The sequence below is a fragment of the Paraburkholderia caledonica genome (assembly GCF_000383275.1).
Classification (GTDB): domain Bacteria; phylum Pseudomonadota; class Gammaproteobacteria; order Burkholderiales; family Burkholderiaceae; genus Paraburkholderia; species Paraburkholderia caledonica.
In genome coordinates this window covers 151,102-169,797 of the sequence record NZ_KB911034.1, presented here as the reverse complement: position 1 = coordinate 169,797, position 18,696 = coordinate 151,102, and the positions used below count along the sequence as shown (strand labels likewise).

Here is an 18,696-nt window from a genome sequence, read left to right as displayed (position 1 = left end):
TCAATGCGCTGCCGACGTCACGTCTTCGGCAACGTGACCCCGTGCTGACCTTGATATTTGCCGCCGCGATCCGCGTACGACGTTTCACAAATCTCGTCGCTTTCGAAAAACAGCACCTGGGCGACGCCTTCGTTCGCGTAGATTTTCGCAGGCAAAGGTGTCGTATTCGAGAATTCGAGCGTGACGTGACCTTCCCATTCCGGCTCGAACGGCGTGACGTTCACGATGATGCCGCAGCGCGCGTAAGTGGACTTGCCGAGACACACGGTCAGTACCGAGCGCGGAATGCGGAAATACTCGACCGTGCGGGCGAGCGCGAACGAATTAGGCGGGATGATGCAGACGTCGCCTTTGAAGTCCACGAACGATTTCTCATCGAAATTTTTCGGATCGACAATGGTCGAGTTGATGTTCGTGAAGATCTTGAATTCGTCGGCGCAGCGAATGTCGTAGCCGTAGCTCGATGTGCCGTAACTGACGATCTTCCGGCCGTCTTCGGAGACGCGAACCTGATCGGGCACGAACGGCTCGATCATTTTGTGCGACTCGGCCATGCGCCGGATCCACTTGTCGGATTTGATGGTCATAGGTGAACGCTGCTCGACGTGAATAACAGGAGTGTGACGGATAACAACCCGGCGCGTGCCGGGCACGTTGCGGCCGGTTGTCCCACTTTCAGGGCCGGGTTTTGCCGGTGCGCTCCGCAAGAAGCTGCCCGAGGCAGTACTGGCGATGACGCCGGCCGGCCGCCGCGGCGAAAGGCGCTTATTTTACGCGATCACGAGGATGGTGCCGCACATACGCGCCACTGATAAGCGCGAGGGAGCCGCTTGGGTTTGCTTTGGTCCGCTTTCGTCCGCATTTCAGCCGCTTCAGGCCGCCTGGCCACAGGCAGGGGCAACAAGGCGACCACGCGGTGATCCGTCATTGGCGGATCAAACCGCAAGCGAGTGCGGGACCCGCGCCATGTTGCGGATACGCGTAGGGATCGGTTGCGTCGTGATGGAGCAGCACCGCGCGTTGCAGGACCGAACGGATACCGTCGAGCGAGACGTCCGGGGCGACGATGAAGCCGGTTGCCACGCCGTTCGCGTCCGCATGAATGTTGCCGAGGTCGCCTTCGACGCGCGCACCCGCCTTCAGACGCTCGGCAGCCGGCGAGAACACCTGGCCCGCGCTGGAGCCGTCGGTTGCGTTGCAGTCGCCGCGCTCGTGAACCTGAAGCGCGTGATCGCTGTTAGGCGGCAAGCCCGCGAGATTGTAGGTAACCTGAACGCCGTCCGAGCGCTCGATGAACGTAACGAGGCCGCGCGCCTGATTGCCCACGGTGGGCAGCAACTGCGCGTCGGCGCGCTTTTCCTGTGGTCTCAGGAAAGCGCTGCACCCGCATAACAGCATACTGCTGGCAGTCAGGACGATGAAAGCATGCACCGCCTGCCAGTCGATTCGTTTTCCCATGCGATCCTCGTGCCGGCTGGCGGCCGCCCCTGCGGTTGCCGAGCCGAACCTGTGAAGTCGACATGATACCGCGAGACCAGGCGCGAATAGACGCCCCCGGCCCCCTTTCGCCCGTCGTTCGAAGGGCTCGTCAGGTGTTCTGCACGACGATGTTGGGAAACTTGGACGTCATGTCGCGGGCGCGCTCGGCGATATGCACCGCGACCTTGCGCGCGATCGTGCGGTAAATTTCCGCAATGCGCCCTTGCGGATCGGCCACTACCGTCGGCCGGCCGGAGTCGGCCTGCTCGCGGATCGCAATGTCGAGCGGCAGGCTGCCGAGCACGTCGACGCCATATTCCTTACCCATGCGCTCGCCGCCTCCCGAGCCGAAGATATGCTCTTCATGGCCGCAATTCGAGCAGATATGCATGGCCATATTCTCGACGATGCCGAGAATCGGAATGCCGACTTTCTCGAACATTTTCAGGCCCTTGCGGGCGTCGAGCAGCGCAATGTCCTGCGGCGTGGTGACGATCACCGCGCCGGTCACCGGCACGCGTTGCGAGAGCGTCAACTGGATGTCCCCGGTGCCCGGCGGCATATCGACGATCAGGTAATCGAGATCGCGCCAGTTGGTCTGCCGCAGCAGCTGTTCCAGTGCCGACGTAGCCATCGGGCCGCGCCACACCATCGGGTTGTCCTGCTCGATCAGAAAGCCGATGGAGTTGGCCTGCAGACCGTGGCCCGTCATCGGGTTCATGGTCTTCTCGTCCGGCGATTCGGGGCGCCCTTCGATGCCCAGCATCAGCGGCAACGAGGGTCCGTAGATATCGGCGTCGAGTATGCCGACCGACGCGCCCTCGCTAGCCAGCGCCAGCGCGAGGTTAACGGCGGTCGTGCTCTTGCCGACGCCACCCTTGCCCGACGCCACGGCCACGATATTTTTAACATTCGGCAAGAGTTTCACGCCGCGCTGCACCGTATGCGCCGCGATTTCCTGCGACAACTGAATGTGCGTCTGCGCCACGCCCGGCACGGCCTGCAACGCGACGGCGAACTGCTTGCGGATGGCCTCGAACTGGCGCATGGCCGGATAGCCGAGTACCACCGCGACGTTAACCGTGTCACCCTCCACGGCTACGTTTTTAATGTTCCTGGCTGCGGCATACGGCCGGCCGGTGTTGGGGTCAGTGACGGCTGCGAGGGCAGCGTCGACCAAAGCCCGATCGATACTCATTGACACTCCAAGGGAACACCTGCGGCGCGGCGCAATCGAAGCTTCGGCCACGCGCCGGAATTGCAAGAAATTGTTAGACAGCATTGCGAAAACCAGGCGTGCCGGGCACCCTTTGGGCCGGCGGACGCCGTGGGGCCGCATCGCTGCGTGCGCCAGGCTTTATTGTAGTGGCTCACGTCGAGCGCTGCCGGAAGACCCTTCTTCATTGTCGGACCGGGACTGAAGAACGCGTGGGGTTTTCCGCCTGGCTTGCGTGTCCCTTCGGTTGTTCGCACTGTCGAGCAGTCTGTTCTGGTGCCGTGACGTTCGCCACGCAGGCTCTAGCGCCACGGACGCTTCACCCGCGCGCGTTACTCGCGCGCTTTATTCGCGTCATTCGCTTTACTCGAAAGGAATCAAAAATGAATGCAAAAATCACGACTCGCCTGGCCATTCTCGCCGTTTCGGGCTCCCTGCTCGCAGGTTGCGCCAGCCAGCAGGGCACTAACACGGCAGTGGGTACGGGCGTAGGCGCCGGCACCGGCGCGGCGCTGGGCGCAATTTTCGGCGGCGGCAAGGGCGCGGCGATTGGCGCCGGCGTCGGCGCAGCGGTGGGCGGCATCACCGGCTACAACTGGCAATCCATTCACAACAAGCTGTCGGGCGCCACCAAGGGCACGGGCACGCAGATCACCGAGCAGCCGGACGGCTCGCTCAAGCTGAACATTCCGAGCTCCGTCACGTTCGACACCAACAGCTATGCGATCAAGCCGTCGTTCGCGCCGGTGCTGGATCAGCTGACGCAAACGCTGCAGCAGAATCCGGAAGTGATCGCCCAAGTGGTCGGCCACACCGACAGCACGGGTCAGCCGGCCTATAACCAGACGCTGTCGGTCAATCGCGCGCAAAGCGTGACCGGCTATCTGGCGCAACGCGGCGTCGCGCCGCAGCGTTTGTCGGCACAAGGCATGGGCCAGAACCAGCCGATCGCCGACAACAACACTGAAGCCGGCCGTGCAGCAAACCGTCGCGTGGAAATCTATCTGCGCGCCACGGCTCAGCACACCACGCAATAACAGCAACGCACGATTGAGCAGGGGAATTGGGGCCGGAGATTCGCAGCACCGGCCTGACCGGTGTTGCCGATTCAGTTATCCGGCGGCCGACAGCCTCGTGCTGAGCAGGCTGTAAAAACGCAGCGCGGAAAATCTCTCGCGAGGACGAAAAAATTTCGAACTCTCCCGAAATTCCGCTGTCTGTCTTTACGGTACGTGGCTGGCGAAGCCGCCGCGTCACCATTCTCCTCTTGTCGTTGTTGCTCCGGGGTTAATCGCCCCGGTTTTTTTTGGGCGCTCGCTTTTCGCAGTGCCCGAGGCAGCGCGGCATCTGCGCGCCCGCGCAAGCCGCGCCCGCGGGCGCCTGCCCTGCTAGAATCGTCCTTTCGTCCCACCGCAGGCTCCCACCATCCTTATGTCAGCACCCGCAACCGATCTCACTGCAGGCGCGCCGTCGGCCCGCCGCCAGGTTCTCGTCACGTCGGCCCTTCCTTATGCGAACGGGCAAATCCATATTGGCCATCTGGTTGAATATATCCAGACGGACATCTGGGTCCGCACGCTGCGAATGCACGGGCACGAGGTCTATTACGTGGGCGCCGACGACACACACGGCACGCCGGTCATGCTGCGCGCGGAACTGGAAGGTTTGACGCCGAAGCAGCTGATCGACCGCGTCTGGCAGGAGCACAAGCGCGACTTCGACAGCTTCGGGATCTCGTTCGACAACTATTATTCGACCGATTCCGAAGAGAACCGCGTCCTGAGTGAGAACGTGTATCTCGCGCTGAAGGAAGCGGGTTTGATCGACGCCCGCGATATCGAACAGGCGTACGACCCGGTCAAGGAAATGTTCCTCCCGGACCGCTTCATCAAGGGCGAATGCCCCAAGTGCGGCGCGAAAGACCAGTACGGCGACAGCTGCGAAGTGTGCGGCTCGACCTATCAGCCTACGGAGCTCGTCAATCCGTACTCGGTGGTCTCCGGCGCCACGCCGATTCGCAAGACATCGACGCATTACTTCTTCCGCCTGTCCGATCCGCGCTGCGAGAATTTCCTGCGCGCGTGGGTGGGCGGCCTCGCCCAACCGGAAGCGACCAACAAGATGCGCGAGTGGCTGGGCGACGCCGGTGAAGCGAAGCTCGCCGACTGGGATATTTCGCGTGACGCGCCGTATTTCGGCTTCGAAATTCCGGGCGCGCCGGGCAAATACTTCTACGTGTGGCTGGATGCGCCGGTCGGCTACTACGCGAGCTTCAAGAACCTCGCCCAGAAGCGCGGGCTGGACTTCGACGCGTGGGTTCGCCCGGGCTCGAAGGCCGAGCAGTATCACTTTATCGGCAAAGACATTCTGTATTTCCACACGTTGTTCTGGCCGGCCATGCTCGAATTTTCGGGCCACCGCACGCCGACCAACGTGTTCGCGCACGGTTTCCTGACCGTGGACGGCGCGAAAATGTCGAAGTCGCGCGGCACGTTCATCACTGCGCAAAGCGTGATCGACACCGGCCTGAACCCGGAATGGTTGCGCTACTACTTCGCGGCCAAGCTGAACAGCACGATGGAAGACCTCGACCTGAATCTCGACGACTTCCAGGCGCGCGTGAACAGCGATCTGGTCGGCAAGTACGTGAACATTGCGAGCCGCGCCGCCGGGTTCCTGATCAAGCGCTTCGACGGCCGCGTGCAGGACAGCGCGATGCAGCACCCACTGCTCGCGTCGCTGCGCGCCGCCGTACCGCAGATCGCCGCGAACTACGAAGCTCGCGAGTACAACCGCGCGCTGCGCCAGACCATGGAACTGGCCGACGCGGTCAACGCCTACGTCGACACGGCGAAGCCCTGGGACCAGGCGAAAGATCCGGCCAATGCCGTCGCGCTGCACGAAACCTGCAGCGTGAGCATCGAGGCGTTCCGCCTGCTGTCGCTTGCGCTCAAGCCCGTGCTGCCGAAACTCGCGGAAGCGGTTGAAGCGTTCCTCGGCATCGAGCCGCTCGTGTGGGCCGACGCGAATGTACCGCTCAGTTCGGCGCGCCCGATCAACGCGTACAAGCATTTGATGACGCGCGTCGACCCCAAGCAGATCGAAGCCTTGCTGGCAGCCAATCGCGACTCGCTGCAAGCCACGCCGGAAGCGGGTGCGCCGGCCGCGGATGCGAAGACGAAGTCGAAGGCCGCAAAGACTGCCGCGGCGGACAAGGACGACACGCCCGAAGTCATTTCCATCGACGACTTCGCGAAGATCGATCTGCGTGTCGCAAAGATCGTCGATTGCAAGGCGGTCGAAGGTTCGGACAAGCTGCTGCAACTCACGTTAGACGTCGGCGAGGAGAAAACGCGCAACGTATTTTCCGGCATCAAGTCCGCGTATCAGCCGGAGCAACTCATCGGCAAGCTAACGGTGATGGTCGCGAACCTCGCGCCGCGCAAGATGAAATTTGGCCTGTCGGAAGGCATGGTGCTGGCGGCGTCGGCGACCGACGAGAAAGCCGAACCGGGCCTCTACGTGCTGGAGCCGCACAGCGGCGCCAAGCCGGGCATGCGTGTGAAGTAACGCGCAAGCGCATACGTACGCACACACCCGCAACACGGTTAGCTGCAACAAGCAAAACGGCACGCTGTAAAAGGCGTGCCGTTTTTTTTGCCTGCACTTTCATGCGCGGCGCATTGCACTCCTCAAGACAGCAAGAGTGGCCACAAGCAGATCACCACTTGATGCGGTCATAGCGCCGCGTGTATAGCAGCTCGATCCCGTCGAATGTGCCGCCATAGGCCGCGACGGACCAGTAGCGCGTCAGGTTGACGGTCGCCTTGACCGCGTTGCTCGCCGACTGCAGCCCCTGCTCATAGCCGATCACGAGCCATTCATTGATCGCCTTCGACACCATCACGACCTGCGGGTCGGTCAATCCGACTTCGCTGCGGCCAATCGAAAACTCGTCCAGACCGAAAGTCTGCGCGATCCGCTTGCCGCTCGCACTGCCGAGCAACGCGAGCGCGGTCGTCATCGTGCTCTGCTGGCCAAGGTTGTTGCCCTGATCGGTGCCATGGCCAAAGAGCAGCCACGAGAGCTTTTCGTTATCGGGCACGTTCGGCTCTGACACGAGTTTCGCGACCGGGAAGTTCACGGTGCCCGTGACCGAGACGCCCGCTTCCACCTGTTGATTGCGGCGCATCGCCAGAATGTTGATGCCGGGGTTGGCGACCGGTCCGTTGAACGTGAAGAAGCCGTTCTCGATATTGAGCTTACGGCCGAACGCGGTGTACGTGGAGCCCTGCGTCACGCGCACGTTGCCGACCGCGCGCAGCGGCAGGTTCGGCGCACTCATCGCCGTGATGGTGCCGGTCAGGCCGAGGTCGGCCCCCTGTCCGCGGAAACGGAAGTTGTTGCCCAGGTCGATGTCGATGTTCGCACGCGGAGCAAACGGACCGACCGGCTTATTGCTGCCCGGCACCGGTCGCGGCCGCTCTCCGGCCACCGTGCCGTCCGGGCGCACGACCACCACGTCGTCGCCGAGCTTGGGCGCGGATTGCTCCGGCAGGTCGAACAGCGCGTGGTCGACGGTAAACTTGCCGTTGATCGCCATGCCGCCCTGCGCGCCCGCGTTGGCGACGCTCGCGCTGCCCGTCAGCGACAGATTACGATCCGGCGCCGCAAAGAGTTCGAGTTTGTCCGCGACGATGCTCGCAGTCAGGTCGGGCTCCGCTCCGTCCAGACGCACCCGGCCGGTTGCGCGCAACGTCCCGCTCGCGCCGTGGAATTCGACCTGCTCGAAGTCGACGAGATTGTGCGACAGCGCGACCCGTACGACGCCGTCCTTCAACTGCACGCCCTGGTCGACAAGCGTGGCGGAAAGCCCGTCGCCGAGCAGCGAACCCGTCAGGTTAGGCTTGGCGACGGTGCCGCCAAGCGCGAGCTTCAACGCAAGGTGGCCGTCGAGCAGATAGCTCGGCCCGAACAGCCCGCCGGTCGTTTTCAGCGACGGCACATTGGCGTTGACATTGCCGGTAAGCGCGCCCTCTTCGTTGACGCTGAGGAAGCCGTCGCGCTCGACCAGCGTGGTGTGCGCGTCGGCGTCGATCACGCCGATGCGGCTCGCCTGCGCATGCACTGTCGCGTTCAGACGATTGCCGCCGCTGAACTCGACGCGCGCGGCAATATCCGAAATACCGAGCGACGCCAGCCCGCGGCCGATCTCGACGGTGACGTCGCCGCTGCGGCGCCGCAACTGGATATGGCCGCTTGCCGTGGTGCCGAGCGCGAAGTCCCAGTCGCCGTCGAATATCAGATCGGTCTTGACTGCCGGCGGCGTGCCGGTGATCTCGCGCCGCAAGTCCTGCAGCCGCGCCACGGAAATGCCAGTCAGGTTGCCCGCCGACTGAACCTTGCCGTGGTCGAAAGAGAACGACTTCAGGCTCAACACCGCGCCTTCGAGCGTGAGCCGTGTCGCGCCGAGCGTCAGGCGGCGCGGCCCGGCGCTCACGGCAAGCGGCGACTCGAGATTCAACGCGGGTGTGCCGCGGTTCTGCAGACGCGTCACCGTGCCGTCCCAGCGCGTGCCGTCGCGCGCCTCGGTGAGCTTGCCGTTGGCCGCCAGCGTCAGATCCAGGGGGCGATCCTGCAGCTTGCCGGTGGCCGCGGCTTCGAGCGAGTGACTGGCGCGCGTGCCCGTTAGACGCGCGGTGAGCGTGGCGAGATCGACGCCGCCAGCGCTCACGTTGCGCGCGTCTGTCGTAAAGACGAGCGCGCCGTTCGCGCCGTCGCGCAGTTCGGCGTGACCTTCTGCATGGCCGATGCGGTTGCTGCTCAACACGACGCTGTCGGCCTTGTAGTTCAGCACCACGTTCGGATGCTCGAACGAGCCGGTGAGGTCGCCGTCGGCGGCGACGAGCCCGGCGAGGCCGAAGCCGAGGCGCTCGAGCGCCGGTGCGTCGATATGAAAGCGCAAGCGGTCGCCGCGTGCGCCGAAGCTCCCTTGCAGATCGACCTGGTTGCCCGCCACCGAAAGGTTCGCACGGCTCGGCAAAATCCGCGAGCCCGCAAGTTGCACCGTGCCGCCGCCGGTCAGCGGCAGGCCGTCGTAGACACTTGGACCCAGCTTGAACTCGGCTTTGGTGGTGAAAACGGGCGCGAGCATGCCGGTCGCGGTCAGCGTGCCGTTGACTTTCGCCTCGATCTTGCGCGCTGGCGGCGCAGCGCGCTTCCGCGCGGGTGTCTTGCGCTCGATCACCTCGTTCTTGACGACGGCCTTGCCTGTGTTCTTCACGGCCGCCGCAGCCTTGTCGGCCGGAGCTGCGCTTTTGGCGCCGGCCGTGCTGCCGGCTTGCGCCGCGGCCTGCGCGGACAGCCGGCCCTTCACCTCGCTCTGCGGCACGGCAGGTCCGTTGACCGGCGCGCGGGACGGCATTTGCGAGGCCAGCGTCAACGGATCGAAATCGGTGAGTTGCGCCTTCAGGTTGTAGCTGGAATTCGCGTCGTGCTTGAGGGCGCCGGACAGATCGATGCGGCCTTTGCCCGACGAGATACGCACGTCGTTGAAGCTGAGCCGCGCGGGGTCCATGGTCAGTTTGCCCTGCGCGCGCAGCGCCGCTTTGGGATCCGCCAGATCGAGGGTGACGGTCTGGATATCGTCGTTAAGCCGGATAGCGATCGGGCCGGACAGTTGCGTGGGCCGCACCGTCGCCTGAAGCGCGTTCAGGTCGAGACCGGCGACCTGCAGATCGAACTGGCCGCGCTTGCCGCTCAGCGCGCCGCTGCCGGTCAGCGTGGCGCTCTTCACGAGGCGCACGGCGAGATTCGAAATGCGCTGCGCGCTCGCGTCGAGGCGCACGTCGGCGTTGGCGTCGATGAGCGGCAGCAGGTGCTGATCGATCGCGCCGGGACGTGCGTTGACAACCGAGATATGGCCCACCACTGCCAAACCGCCGGCGCTTTTGCCGGCCGTGTGCGGCTGGCTGGCGCTCGTGGAATGTCCTGCGGTTGCGCCTTGTGCGGAGTTCAGCGAAGTCGTTACGCTGGCTCCACTGGCTCCACTGGCTCCGCTGGCCCCGCTAGCCCCACTAGCCGCGCTCGCCCCAACCGCGCCCGCCTCCTGCCCCACCGGCTGCAACTCCGCCCTCACGGCGAGATCGGCGAGCGGCGCGCCCGGCGCAAACGCCTGCGGATTGACGTGGTCGAACGTCAAAGTTGCGCGCTTGAGCGGCACCTCGCCGAACGGCGTCGCCTCGACTTGCGCGTGACCGGCGAGCTTCATCCCGCTCGCGTCGAGCTCGGCGACGAGATTGGCCAGCGTGCCGCTCAGATGCCCGCCCACCTGTACGGCTTCTTCGTTGACCTTGCCCGAATAACCTACGTCGCCGGTCAGTGGAAACGGCCGCACGCCGTCGAGCTTTGCAGATGCCGTCACCGCGCCGAACGGCGTATCGAGCCGCTCGACAGCGGCCTCGTGGTGACGGCCGTCGCTGCGTCCATGGAAAGTGAAGTGAGAAAACTCCGTTGTCGACGTGCCCTGGTGCAACAACAGCTTGTCCACTTGCACGTCGCGGATTTCCAGCTGCATCGGCAAGCGGAGATCTTGCGGGAGCTTCAGCGGCTCGCTGCTGCTCGACGACGAGGCGCCGATGCGCGCGTCCACGGTACCCACATGCAGATAGTCGATCGTGAAACGCCACGGCTCGCGCATGAGCGACCAACGGCCCGACATACGGTCGATCTGGATGTCGGTGCCGCTGCCGTCCAGCGCGCGCCAGCGCACTTCGCGCAGCCGCACGCCGTTCGCGAGCGCTCCGCTTTCCAGCGTCCCGCTCAGCTTGCCGCCCAGCAACTTGACGGCCGCCTGCCATGCATAGGCGGTGCCGCGTTCGGTGGTGAGCGCGCCGTACAGCAGGCCCAGCGCCAACGCAACGAGCAACACCAGCACCACGACCAACGCGGCGAGCGTTTTCAACAGCAGGCGGCCGGCGCGGCGACGCTTCGCCGGCGGCGGTTCCGGCGTGCCGGGCGGTCCGGGCGGTTCAGCGCCCGGCGGCGGGTTGCCGGGCGGCTGCACGGGAGGTTGGGCGGAAACGTCCGTCGTCATGCGTGGTTCGTGTACAAGGAGGTGCGCATCAGAAGGCGATACCGAGCGTCAGATAGGGCCGCACACTTCTGTTGCGGATGCCGTATGCCACGTCGACATTGACCGGGCCCACCGGGCTGCGCCAGCGCGCGCCGACGCCCACGCCCGGGAAAAAAGTTTTCTCGCCCCAGGTGTCCGTTGCTGTGCCGACGTCGAAGAAGGCCGCCGCACCCCAGTCGTGCGTGAACCAGTGCTGGTATTCCGCCGAAGCCGTAACCAGATATTTAGTCGGCAATACCGAACCCTGAACGTTGTTACCAATGCTCTGGTAGGAATAGCCGCGCACCGAGTTCGAACCGCCCGCACGAAACAACAGCGAAGCCGGAATGCCGCTCGAACTGCCGCTCGTGAATACGCCGCCGAGCTCCGCGCGAAACACCATGAGGTCTTCCTTGCCGATCGGCAGGTACTGCTGGCCACGCGCGTAGCCGCGGATGAACGTCTGGTCGGTGAGCACACCCTTTACCGCGAAACCGGCCTCGACGTGGATCAGGTTGCCCTTGCGCGGGAACAGCGGGTCGTCGGTATTGCGCCGGGTCCACGACCACGACGGCACCAGCGCGCGGCTCGTGGTCGGCTCGCCGACGTTCTGGTCGAGCCGGTCCTGATAGAACAGGATTGCATACGTGTAGTCGATGAACTGCGACGTGCGAGTACGCTGCACACCACCGCGAATGCTGTAGATACGCGTGTCGGAAACGTCCGTGGTCGTGTAGGACGCCAACACACTATTGGTCCACCCCCGATGTCCCGGCGGCATGGCAAGTTGAACCTGGCCGTACTGCTGGACCTGATCGACCCGGCCGTCGATGGTGAACGGCCACGCCTTGCCGAACGTATTCAGATACGAGTACGCGCCCTGCACCAGCGCGCCGTTGTCGGTCGAATAGCCGACGCCGCCGCGAATGCTGTTGTACGGATACTCCGATACCTTCACATGCAGCGGTGTTTCGACCGGCTTTGCCGGATCGCTGTCCACGTCGATCGCGACGCTCGCGTAATACGGCGTGTTCTGCAACTGCCGCTGCAATTCGGTAATGCGCTGCACGTCGTAGACGTCGCCCACCGAAATCGGATTCACATTCTCGACGATCTGTTCCGGATAGCGCCGTGTGCCTGACACGTCCAGCTTGCCCATCGTGAAGGTAGGTCCACTTTCATACGCGACGGACAGCGTGGCCTCGTGCGTACGTGGATCGACGCGCGCCTCGGCGTGATAGATCTTCGCGCCCAGATAGCGGCGCGCCTGCAACGCCTTCAGCGACGCGTTCTTCGCGTCGTCCCAGCCGGCCTGCGAAAACGGGTCGCCCTCGTGCAGCGAAAATGCAAAGCGCGCGGCGTTTTCCTGCGCCGGGTCCTCGGTCAGCACGGGGCCGCGGAACGACAGGGAAATGGAGGTAATGACCGTTTGCGGGCCGGGATCGACGTTGACGGTCACATGCCTGGTTTTCTCGACAGTACGCACGTCCGTGCGCACGATCGGGGTGAAGTAGCCTTGCGTGGCGGCCAGATCGCGCACCTGCTGGGGCGTGGCCGTGATCAGAAATTCGAACTGGTCGTCGCTGATGTCGGGACGCTTCGCGAACCGCGCAATGTCCAGGTGTTCTTCCAGCAGCTTGCGCAGCGAGCGCGGCGATGCTTCGACATCGACCTTGTAGCTCGCCGCCGCGCGCGCCGCGTATGCGGGACCGCCAGCCAGCGTCAGCATCAGGATGCCGAGGGAGAGCCACGCGCGCAGCCAGCGCCGCATTGGCGTGGGCATTGGCGTACGCATTGACGTACGCATTGACGTAGTAACGCCGCGGCCCCCGCCGGCTTTGCTGCGCCGCCCGCGCGGCTGTTGGATCGCACACCCCGCCAAACAGGACCTCCGGCCATGGTTGATGAATTTTGTCATTCGGGCGCAGTGCCGCCGAAGCTCGCTATTTGACCACATCGGCGGCGCCGCGCTATCTCTAAACGCGCCCGCGAACGCCCGCGCGGGGTATGGCACGAGGCGCACGCGCCCGCCTTTGACGCGCGGTGCGGCGCGCGGGTTCCGGCGATCCGCGCCAGACGCATTCGCAGACGATGCGTCAACCGCCGGCTCGCTTTTTCGACCGCGCGCGGCGCATGCGCTAAAATTGCGAAATAGCAGCGGCAGCCGCGCGAAGACCACCGCGGCGAAGCCGCCATTTGCCCAACCACGCCCCAACCACGGACGTCGAGCCATGTATCAATCGGACATTACCCAGTTCCTGAACCAGCTCAAGCAGCAGAAGCCCAACCTGGAAGCCGAGCAACGTCGCGGCCGGGCCTTGCTGTGGGACAAGCAGCCGATCGACCTGGAAGAGCGCGCCGAGCAGAAAGCTTCGCGCGTCGAACAGACGCCTTACTCGTACTACCAGAACTTCTGAGCGGCTCCCCGCAACCAATGAATCCCGCCGACGAGGCACACGGCGCGCCGCCGGCTCCGTCCGACGCCGCGCTAGCCACGCCCGCCACCGATTCGACGCCCGACACGGTCGACGGCATTGCTTTCGCACGCCTGTACGGCGAGCCGCTCTTCAAGCTGCCGACCGACCTGTATATCCCGCCGGACGCGCTCGAAGTGTTCCTCGAAACGTTCGAGGGCCCGCTGGATCTGTTGCTGTACCTGATCCGCAAGCAGAACTTCAACGTACTCGACATTCCGATGGCGGATGTCACGGTGCAATACCTCGGCTATGTCGACCAGTTGCGCCAGACCAATCTCGAACTCGCGTCCGAATATCTGCTGATGGCCGCCATGCTGATCGAGATCAAGTCGCGCATGCTGCTGCCCGTCAAGAAGGCCGACAGTGGCGAGGAAGCCGAAGACCCGCGCGCGGAACTGGTGCGGCGCCTGCTCGAATACGAGCAGATGAAGCTCGCCGCGCAGCGCATCGACCAGTTGCCGCAACTCGGGCGCGACTTCCTGCGCGCCGAGGTCTATATCGAGCAAAGCATCACGCCGCGCTTTCCCGATGTGAACAGCGAGGACCTGCGCGCCGCCTGGGCCGACGTGATCAAGCGTGCGAAGCTCGTCCAGCATCACAAAATTTCGCGTGAAGAACTGTCTGTGCGCGAGCATATGAGTTCGATCTTGCGGCAACTGCAGAACGCGCGCTTCGTCGAATTTTCCGACCTGTTCGACACCAGCAAGGGTGTGCCGGTCGTGGTGGTCAACTTCATCGCAATGCTCGAGTTGTGCCGCGAATCTCTCGTCGAAATTACTCAGGCGGAGCCGTTCGCACCTATCTACGTGCGCCTCGCCTATTTGCCGGCCTGAAGCGAAAACCGGTTGCGGCGCAGCGGGCCGGGCTTCATGCTCCAAAAAACGGCCGATCAGGCCTCGTTTCGGTGCGTCCGGCGGCCAAATCCACTACAATCCCGCGCTCCGAACCTGTCATTACCAGTGAGGCGGCGGGCCGCGCAATCGCCTGAGGCCTTTGCGTCAACCCAGTCTCGCGCCGCGCGAGGAATCCCTGTCCGATCATGAAAGTCATCAGCTCGATCCATGAATTGCGCGACCAGTTGCGCGGCCAGAATCGCACTGCCTTTGTGCCGACGATGGGCAATCTGCACGAGGGCCATCTGTCGCTGATGCGCCTCGCGCGCCAGCACGGCGATCCGGTGGTGGCGAGCATCTTCGTCAATCGTCTGCAGTTCGGGCCGAACGAGGATTTCGACAAATATCCGCGCACGATGGAAGCGGACATCGAAAAGCTGCAGAAAGAAAACGTGTACGTGCTTTTCGCGCCGACAGAGCGTGACCTTTATCCCGAACCGCAGGAATACCGGGTACACCCGCCGCACGATCTGGGCGACATTCTCGAAGGCGAATTCCGGCCGGGCTTTTTCCAGGGCGTGTGCACCGTCGTGATGAAACTGATGTCGTGCGTTCAGCCGCGTGTGGCGGTGTTCGGCAAGAAGGACTACCAGCAGTTGATGATCGTGCGTCGCATGTGCCAGCAATTCGCGGTGCCGACCGACATCATCGCGGCTGAGACGGTGCGCGATACCGACGGTCTTGCGCTCAGCTCGCGCAACCGCTATTTGCAGCCGGACGAACGCACCGAGGCGCCGATGCTGGCCGCCGAGCTCAATCGCGTGCGCGACGCGGTGCTCGCAGGCGAGCGCGACTTCACAGCGCTGGAGCGCGCGGCGATGGCGTCACTGACCGCCCGCGGCTGGCAGCCTGACTACATCGCAGTGCGCAAGCGCTCGAATCTGCTGCCGCCGGGCTCGCAAGACGCGAACGCGGAACTCGTCGTGCTGGCCGCCGCCAAGCTCGGTGCGACCCGTCTTATCGACAACCTCGAAATCTGAAGCCGTCTGGAACACTATGCAACGCAACATGCTGAAGTCGAAGATTCACCGCGTCGCGGTCACGCACTGCGAACTGCACTACGAAGGTTCGTGCGCGATCGACGAAGACCTGCTCGAAGCGGCGAACATCGTCGAAAACGAACGGATCGACATCTGGAACATCAACAATGGTGAGCGCTTCTCGACCTATGCGATCAAGGGCGAGCGCGGCAGCGGCATGATTTCGTTGAACGGCTCGGCGGCGCGGCGCGCGCAACTGGGCGACCTGGTGATCATCGCGGCCTTCGCGGTGGTCGACGAAGCGGAGTTGAAGGCAGGCTGGAAGCCCGACCTCGTGTTCGTCGACGAGAACAACAAGATCAAGGGCAGCCGCGATCACGTGCCAACGCAGGCCTGGAATTGACCGACGCGCTCGCTGAGTTCTTTGTAACGGAGCTCAGCTTGGCTGGGGGTTGCCGCCCCCGGCTCGGCGCCACGCCCTATCGAAGCGGGCGGACAGGCTGCCTCGCGGTGGGGGCGCTGATGGCGCGGAATTCCGCCTGATCGCTACGGCTGGCTCCCGTGCTCAGGGCAGTTCGGGTCCGCTCACGTCAGTTCTAACGTTTTAAAGCCGGCGCAAGCCTCGCCCAAAGACCCGCCCTCACCCCTTCTTACCGGCGCCATTCGTCCACTCGATGATCGGCTGCCACTGCTCCAGGTCCTTCTCCACGCGGCTTTTGGCGACGTCCCACAAAGTGAGGCCGTGGGCCGCCAGCTGCACGTAGTTCTGCGTGTCGCGCAGGTAGCCGAGCACCGGCAGCTTCAGCCCCTCGACGAAACGGTGCAACTGCTCAGCCGAACGCGTGCGCGAATCGACCCGCATCCCCACCACGCCAATCTCGATCGCGCCTTTCCGGACCGCTTTTTCCTTCGCGAGACGCTCCAGAAATTCCTGCGTAGCCAGAATATCGAACATCGACGGCTGCAGCGGCACGATCACCTTGTCGGCCAGATCCAGCGCGATATTCATGCGATTGCCGTGCAAACCCGCCGGGGTGTCGATGATCGCGTGCTCCAGGCCCTTTGGCGGTTTGGCGGGCGTCTCGGGGTTGACTTCCCATGTTTCGATAGCCGGCAGCGTGTCCGGCCGCAACGACAGCCACGCATGCGCGGACTGCTGCTTGTCGAGATCGGCGAGCGCCACCCACTCGCCGGTTGCGGCGAAATAGCCGGCCAGATTGGTCGACAGCGTGCTTTTGCCCACGCCGCCCTTCGGATTCGCCACCACGATTACCGTCATGAATACTCCCGGGAATGAAGCCAGGACGACGCCGGCCGGTCCGCCGCATTCTGCCCTGAACCTTCTGCTTTTGGTTTGTACCTGTTGTCATGTCGGCGCCCCGACTTGCACAGATTCGAGTCCTTGCGCCGATCCAGCCGTTGATAATATCGACAAATGCAGCGAGGCCGAAGCCCCCGAACGGCTAATCGGTCGCCTTGCATCGCCGATTTAACCTTTCCAGGAAGCCAATCCAATGAGCAAACTCCGGCCGGAATACACCGTGGAACGACTGCACGAACGCCAGAAGGGCAAGCTGCCAGGCTTGCTGGGCGTGCATGTGCTGTCGCTGGACGAGGGCGCACTGACTGCGGAATTGACCGTGCGGGAAGAACTGCTCGCGCCGAACGGCTTTCTTCACGCAGCGACGGTAATCGGTCTCGCCGACACCGCTTGCGGCTATGCGTGTCTTGCCCACCTGCCGGAAACGGCACGTAATTTCACGACAGTCGAGCTCAAAAGCAACTTTCTCGGCACGGCGACCGAGGGCACGATCCGCGCGGTGGCGAAGGGCGTGCACCTTGGCCGCAGCACACAGGTTTGGGATGCGACCGTCACCGGTCGCGACGGCAAGACGATCGCCCTGTTCCGCTGCACGCAGATCGTGCTGTATTGATAGGACCGCGGGACATCGCCAACAGCGCCACGCGAAGTCCGCTTCGCCACGATAGTTCTTCGCAGAACGCGATCGCGACGCGGGCGAGTCCGGCCGTCAAGCCACCGCAGCCATCAAGCTCGCCAGATCCAGGTGTTCAGCCAGCGTGTCGGCGAGCCGGTCCAGCGACGCTTCGCGCAACGCCGGGTAGTCGATTGCGTCTGCGTCGCTCAGTCCCGCCCAGGCCAACAGCGCGGCGCACGCAGCCGGTGTGTCGAAGAGACCGTGCACGTATGTCGCGAGGATCTGGCCATCCGCGGAAATCGCACCGTCGGGACGCGCTTCGCCCGGCAGCCCCAGGCGCAGCGCCGGCGATTCCAGCGCCGGTCCTTGCGTCTCGCCCATATGAATCTCGTAGCCGCCCACCTCCGGTGAGCCCGGCAACGCGAGGCGGCCGGTCACGTTTTTCAACGTCTTGTCGCGTGTCAGCACTGTCGAATAGTCGAGCCAGCCAAGGCCCGCCGACGTTCCCGGCGCGCCCTCCACGCCGTGCGGATCGGCAACCTCGCGCCCGAGCATCTGCATCCCGCCGCATATGCCGATCACGCGCCCGCCGTAGCGCAAGTGCCGTTGCAGCACCGCGTCCCAGCCCTGCGCACGCAGAAACGCCAGATCGCCGCGCACGTTCTTCGAACCCGGCAGGATGATGAGATCCGCGGGCGGCGGCGGCGTGCCGCTTCGCACGTAATGAAAATCGACCTGTGGATGCGCGCGCAGCGCGTCGAAATCCGTGTGGTTGCTGATGTGCGGCAGCACCGGCACGACCACACGCAACGTGCGCGCGGCGTCGCCGCGCTGCGCCGCACGCAGTTCGGGCGGCAGCATGTCCTCGGCGTCGAGCGTGAGGCCGTGCAGATACGGGACGACCCCGAGCACCGGCTTGCCGGTCTTTGCCTCGAGCCAGGCGAGACCCGGCTTCAGCAGTCCGATATCGCCTCGAAAGCGGTTGATGATGAAACCCCGCACACGCGCCTGCTCGCTCGCTGACAGGCACGCAAGCGTTCCTGTCAGATGCGCGAAAACGCCGCCCCGGTCGATGTCAGCCACCAGCACGACCGGACAGTCGACTGCTTCGGCGAAACCCATGTTGGCGATATCGCGCTCGCGCAGATTGATCTCGGCCGGGCTGCCCGCGCCTTCCACGAAAATCGTGTCGTACGCCGCTTGCAGCCGCGCGTAGGACGCAAGCACCGCTTCGAAAGCGACGGGTTTGTACTCGTGATACGCGCGGGCGTCGAGATTCATGCGCGCCTTGCCGTGGATGATCACCTGCGCGCCGCGATCGCTCGTGGGCTTGAGCAGCACGGGGTTCAGATCGGTATGCGCGGCGATGCCGGCGGCCACCGCCTGCAACGCCTGAGCGCGCCCGATCTCGCCGCCGTCGACGGTCACTGCGCTGTTGAGCGCCATGTTCTGCGGCTTGAACGGCGCGACCCGGACACCGGCGCGCCGCGCGAGCCGGCATAAACCGGCGACCAGCGTACTCTTGCCCGCATCGGACGTGGTGCCCTGGATCATCAGCGTGCCGCGCGGCACGGGTACGGCGTCATGCGAGATCGAATGGA

14 protein-coding genes are annotated in these 18,696 nt (G+C 64.2%); 7 read left to right on the top strand and 7 right to left on the bottom strand.

Translation table 11 applies throughout. The features are described from left to right. Positions 1-17: 17 nt before the first annotated feature. From dcd to apbC, 3 genes are all read right to left on the bottom strand, one after another. Positions 18-587 carry a dCTP deaminase gene (gene dcd / locus H281_RS0100810; protein ID WP_006048517.1) on the bottom strand — a complete coding sequence of 190 codons (570 nt, stop codon included), beginning with the start codon at positions 585-587 and terminating at the stop codon, positions 18-20. Positions 588-924: 337 nt separating this feature from the next. After that, positions 925-1,458 (bottom strand): superoxide dismutase family protein, encoded by a 534-nt coding sequence (locus H281_RS0100805; protein WP_020065186.1) that lies wholly within the window; start codon positions 1,456-1,458, stop codon positions 925-927. Between the two features lie 130 nt (positions 1,459-1,588). Next, positions 1,589-2,677, bottom strand: a complete 1,089-nt coding sequence (gene apbC, locus H281_RS0100800; RefSeq protein ID WP_020065185.1) for an iron-sulfur cluster carrier protein ApbC — start codon at positions 2,675-2,677, stop codon at positions 1,589-1,591. A gap of 401 nt (positions 2,678-3,078) precedes the next feature. Between apbC and H281_RS0100795 the strand changes: the two genes are divergently transcribed. Together H281_RS0100795 and metG are read left to right on the top strand one after the other, a co-directional pair. Next, positions 3,079-3,732 carry an OmpA family protein gene (locus H281_RS0100795; protein WP_020065184.1) on the top strand — a complete coding sequence of 218 codons (654 nt, stop codon included), beginning with the start codon at positions 3,079-3,081 and terminating at the stop codon, positions 3,730-3,732. Between the two features lie 394 nt (positions 3,733-4,126). Further along, on the top strand, positions 4,127-6,265 hold the full coding sequence (metG, locus tag H281_RS0100790; protein ID WP_020065183.1) for a methionine--tRNA ligase: 2,139 nt from the start codon (positions 4,127-4,129) through the stop codon (positions 6,263-6,265). Positions 6,266-6,416: 151 nt separating this feature from the next. Here metG and H281_RS0100785 read toward each other — a convergent pair whose 3' ends face one another. Continuing rightward, complete coding sequence (locus tag H281_RS0100785) at positions 6,417-10,790, bottom strand: translocation/assembly module TamB domain-containing protein (RefSeq protein ID WP_020065182.1); 4,374 nt, start codon at positions 10,788-10,790, stop codon at positions 6,417-6,419. Positions 10,791-10,818: 28 nt separating this feature from the next. Beyond that, the gene (locus H281_RS0100780; protein ID WP_020065181.1) at positions 10,819-12,591 is read right to left on the bottom strand and encodes an autotransporter assembly complex protein TamA; all 1,773 of its coding nucleotides are present in this window, start codon (positions 12,589-12,591) and stop codon (positions 10,819-10,821) included. Between the two features lie 448 nt (positions 12,592-13,039). On the opposite strand from H281_RS0100780, the gene H281_RS0100775 reads away from it, so the two are divergent. The 4 genes from H281_RS0100775 to panD all read left to right on the top strand — a co-directional run bounded on the left by H281_RS0100775 (position 13,040) and on the right by panD (position 15,561). After that, the gene (locus H281_RS0100775; protein WP_007175923.1) at positions 13,040-13,225 is read left to right on the top strand and encodes a DUF3460 family protein; all 186 of its coding nucleotides are present in this window, start codon (positions 13,040-13,042) and stop codon (positions 13,223-13,225) included. Positions 13,226-13,242: 17 nt separating this feature from the next. After that, a complete protein-coding gene (locus tag H281_RS0100770; protein ID WP_020065179.1) occupies positions 13,243-14,118 on the top strand; it encodes a segregation and condensation protein A in 876 nt (291 codons plus the stop codon). A gap of 206 nt (positions 14,119-14,324) precedes the next feature. After that, positions 14,325-15,158: a pantoate--beta-alanine ligase gene (gene panC / locus H281_RS0100765; RefSeq protein ID WP_020065178.1), complete on the top strand. Its 834-nt coding sequence runs from the start codon at positions 14,325-14,327 to the stop codon at positions 15,156-15,158. A 16-nt stretch (positions 15,159-15,174) separates the two neighbouring features. Then, positions 15,175-15,561, top strand: coding sequence for an aspartate 1-decarboxylase (panD, locus tag H281_RS0100760; RefSeq protein ID WP_008924033.1), 387 nt, complete (start codon positions 15,175-15,177; stop codon positions 15,559-15,561). Between the two features lie 237 nt (positions 15,562-15,798). Here the strand turns inward: panD and H281_RS0100755 are convergent, their stop codons facing one another. Further along, on the bottom strand, positions 15,799-16,437 hold the full coding sequence (locus tag H281_RS0100755) for a ParA family protein (protein WP_020065177.1): 639 nt from the start codon (positions 16,435-16,437) through the stop codon (positions 15,799-15,801). A gap of 235 nt (positions 16,438-16,672) precedes the next feature. On the opposite strand from H281_RS0100755, the gene H281_RS0100750 reads away from it, so the two are divergent. Then, the gene (locus H281_RS0100750; RefSeq protein ID WP_020065176.1) at positions 16,673-17,092 is read left to right on the top strand and encodes a PaaI family thioesterase; all 420 of its coding nucleotides are present in this window, start codon (positions 16,673-16,675) and stop codon (positions 17,090-17,092) included. Positions 17,093-17,188: 96 nt separating this feature from the next. Here the strand turns inward: H281_RS0100750 and H281_RS0100745 are convergent, their stop codons facing one another. Further along, positions 17,189-18,649 (bottom strand): cobyric acid synthase, encoded by a 1,461-nt coding sequence (locus H281_RS0100745; RefSeq protein WP_241077838.1) that lies wholly within the window; start codon positions 18,647-18,649, stop codon positions 17,189-17,191. Between the last annotated feature and the right edge of the window lie 47 nt (positions 18,650-18,696).